Source organism: Pseudomonas brassicae (assembly GCF_010671725.1).
Lineage (GTDB): Bacteria > Pseudomonadota > Gammaproteobacteria > Pseudomonadales > Pseudomonadaceae > Aquipseudomonas > Aquipseudomonas brassicae.
Genome location: NZ_JAAHBU010000035.1, coordinates 1 through 3,211 on the forward strand (window position 1 = coordinate 1; position 3,211 = coordinate 3,211).

Below are 3,211 nucleotides of genomic sequence, written 5' to 3' on the forward strand. Positions count from 1 at the left end.
CTTGCCAGCGAAGGGCCGCAAGGCGGCCCAGGTATTTCAGCGCACGCAGATCCCGCGTTGCGCCATGTAGGCCTTGGCCTCCGGCACGGTGTACTCGCCAAAATGGAAAATGCTCGCCGCCAGTACCGCGCTGGCATGCCCTTCCAGAATGCCGTCAGCCAGGTGCTGCAGGTTACCCACCCCCCCCGAGGCAATCACCGGGATCCCCAGCGCGTCGCTGATCGCGCGGGTCACGCCCAGGTCGAAACCGCTCTTCATGCCGTCCTGGTCCATGCTGGTGAGCAGAATTTCGCCGGCGCCCAGGCCTTCCATCTTCTTCGCCCACTGCACCGCGTCCAGCCCGGTAGGCTTGCGCCCGCCATGGGTGAAGATCTCCCAGCGCGGGGCTTCACCCGGGCCGGAAACCTTCTTGGCATCGATCGCGACCACGATGCACTGCGAGCCGAAATGCTGCGCCGCCTCGCCCACGAACTCGGGGTTGAACACCGCCGCGGTATTGATCGAGACCTTGTCGGCACCGGCATTGAGCAGGTTGCGGATGTCCTGCACGGTGCGCACGCCACCGCCCACGGTCAGCGGGATGAACACCTGGCTGGCCATGCGTTCGACGGTATGCAGCGTGGTATCGCGGCCATCGACGCTGGCGGTGATGTCGAGGAAGGTGATCTCGTCGGCACCCTGCTCGTCGTAGCGACGGGCAATTTCTACCGGGTCGCCGGCATCACGGATGTTCTCGAACTTGACGCCCTTGACCACCCGGCCGTTGTCGACGTCCAGGCAAGGATGATGCGTTTGGCCAGCGCCATGACAGTCTCCTCAGCCTTGGTAGCTGTCGCAGAAGGCTTGCGCCTCGGCCACATCCAGGGTGCCTTCGTAGATCGCGCGGCCGGTGATGGCGCCGATGATCCCCGGCGCCTTGGCGTCGAGCAGGGCCTTGATGTCGCCCAGGTTGTGGATACCGCCCGAGGCGATCACCGGGATCCGGGTAGCAGCGGCCAACGCGGCGGTGAACGGCACGTTGCAGCCTTGCATCATGCCGTCCTTGGCGATGTCGGTGTAGACGATCGCCGAGACGCCATCGGCCTCGAAACGCTTGGCCAGGTCGATGACCTGCACCGAGCTGACTTCAGCCCAGCCATCGGTGGCGACGAAGCCGTCCTTGGCGTCCAGGCCCACGATCACCTTGCCGGGGAACGCCCGGCAGGCCTCGGCGACGAACTCGGGCTCTTTGACGGCCTTGGTGCCGATGATCACATAGCTCACGCCAGCCTTGACGTAGTGCTCGATGGTTTCCAGCGAGCGGATGCCGCCACCGATCTGGATCGGCAGGTTCGGGTAACGCCTGGCAATCGCGGTGACCACCTCGCCATTGACCGGCTGGCCTTCGAAGGCGCCGTTCAGGTCGACCAGGTGCAGGCGGCGGCAGCCACCTTCGACCCACTTGGCGGCCATGCTCACCGGGTCATCGGAAAATACCGTGGAATCTTCCATGCGGCCTTGGCGCAGACGTACGCAAGCACCGTCCTTGAGATCGATAGCGGGGATAATCAGCATCGGGGAAACCTGTCTATTCGGTAAACAGTGAGCTCGGGAAGTCAGTTCTTCTCGAGCGACCACAAGTCGCTTTCGATGCTTTCGAACCTCTCTTTGAGGTGCGCCTGCACATCGAAAATCGCCCTGTTGTAGTAGTGCGGTGCAATCTCTTTGCTGAACAGCTCCAGCACTTCGGCGACCTCGAACGAGCCCAGTTGCAGCTCGAAACGGTCTTCCAGGAAGCGCTTGAGTGTGGCCAGCGCCTCACGCTCCTCATCGGGCGCGAGGGTGAGTATCGGCCGCTTGGCGCGGGACTTGCCCATTACCAGCGGCCATCCCATGCGGCGAAGTTCTGCAGCAGTTGCAGGCCATGGGTATGGCTCTTCTCCGGGTGGAACTGCACGGCAAAGCGCGAGCCTTCGGCCAGGGCGGCGGCAAAGTCGACGCCATAGTGACCGCTACCCACCACCTGCGCCGGTTTGCCGGCCGTGATGTAGTAGCTGTGCACGAAGTAGAAGCGCGCGCGGTCAGGGATGTCGTGCCACAGCGGGTGATCGACGGCCTGGGTCACTTCGTTCCAGCCCATGTGCGGCACCTTCAGGTGCTCGCCGTGTTCATGCAGGTCTTTGCCGAAGAAGCGCACATTGCCCGGGAACAGGCCGATGCAGTCGACCCCGTCGTTCTCTTCACTGTGGTCGAGCAAGGCCTGCATGCCCACGCAGATGCCCAGGAACGGACGGTCCTGGCTGACTTCACGCACCAGGCTGTCGAAGCCCAGGCGGCGAATCTCGGCCATGCAGTCGCGGATCGCGCCCACACCCGGGAACACCACGCGGTCGGCTTCGCGGATCACCGCGGCGTCGCTGGTGATGATGACCTTGCCGGCCCCCACATGCTCCAGGGCCTTGGCCACCGAATGCAGGTTGCCCATGCCGTAGTCGATGACTGCAACCGTCTGCATTACAGGCAACCCTTGGTCGACGGCATCTGCCCGGCCATGCGCTCGTCCAGCTCGATGGCCATGCGCAGTGCGCGGCCGAAGGCCTTGAACACGGTCTCGATCTGGTGGTGGGTGTTGTGCCCGCGCAGGTTGTCGATGTGCAGGGTGACGTTGGCGTGGTTGACGAAGCCCTGGAAGAACTCCTGGAACAGGTCGACATCAAAGCCGCCCACCGAGGCGCGGGTGTACGGCACATGCATCTGCAGGCCGGGGCGGCCGGAGAAGTCGATGACCACGCGCGACAGCGCTTCATCGAGCGGCACGTAGGCATGCCCGTAGCGGCGGATGCCCTTCTTGTCGCCGATGGCCTGGTTGAAAGCCTGGCCCAGGGTGATACCGACGTCTTCAACGGTATGGTGATCGTCAATGTGCAGGTCGCCCTTGCACTCGATGTCCAGGTCGATCAGCCCATGTCGGGCGATCTGGTCGAGCATGTGTTCGAGGAAAGGCACACCGATATCGAATCGGGCCTTGCCGCTGCCATCCAGGTTAATCGAGGCCTTGATCTGGGTTTCCAGAGTATTGCGCTCGACGCTAGCCGTACGTTCGACCATCACCAGCTCCGCAAAATCATTGGGCGAAAAAGGTGTCCATTATAGGCCTAGAAGCGCGCGGCTTGGAACGAAGATGACAGTTGGTGGGGAATTTGCGCCAGCAAAGCCGGCCTCTTCGCTGGCA

4 protein-coding genes and 1 pseudogene are annotated in these 3,211 nt (G+C 63.2%); all 5 read right to left on the reverse strand.

Features of this window, described 5'->3' with window-relative positions:
- Positions 1 to 36: 36 nt before the first annotated feature.
- The 5 genes and pseudogenes from hisF to hisB all read right to left on the reverse strand — a co-directional run bounded on the left by hisF (position 37) and on the right by hisB (position 3,087).
- Positions 37 to 806 (reverse strand): annotated as a pseudogene (gene hisF, locus G3436_RS03375) (imidazole glycerol phosphate synthase subunit HisF).
- Positions 807 to 816: 10 nt separating this feature from the next.
- Positions 817 to 1,554 (reverse strand): 1-(5-phosphoribosyl)-5-[(5-phosphoribosylamino)methylideneamino]imidazole-4-carboxamide isomerase, encoded by a 738-nt coding sequence (gene hisA, locus G3436_RS03380; RefSeq protein ID WP_044460700.1) that lies wholly within the window; start codon positions 1,552 to 1,554, stop codon positions 817 to 819.
- Between the two features lie 41 nt (positions 1,555 to 1,595).
- Positions 1,596 to 1,856, reverse strand: a complete 261-nt coding sequence (locus tag G3436_RS03385) for a DUF2164 domain-containing protein (RefSeq protein ID WP_163941282.1) — start codon at positions 1,854 to 1,856, stop codon at positions 1,596 to 1,598.
- Positions 1,856 to 2,494 carry an imidazole glycerol phosphate synthase subunit HisH gene (hisH, locus tag G3436_RS03390; RefSeq protein WP_163941285.1) on the reverse strand — a complete coding sequence of 213 codons (639 nt, stop codon included), beginning with the start codon at positions 2,492 to 2,494 and terminating at the stop codon, positions 1,856 to 1,858. The genes G3436_RS03385 and hisH overlap by 1 nt, the downstream gene beginning before the upstream one ends.
- Positions 2,494 to 3,087 (reverse strand): imidazoleglycerol-phosphate dehydratase HisB, encoded by a 594-nt coding sequence (hisB, locus tag G3436_RS03395; RefSeq protein WP_163941288.1) that lies wholly within the window; start codon positions 3,085 to 3,087, stop codon positions 2,494 to 2,496. Before hisB ends, hisH begins: the two co-directional genes overlap by 1 nt.
- Positions 3,088 to 3,211: the final 124 nt, after the last annotated feature.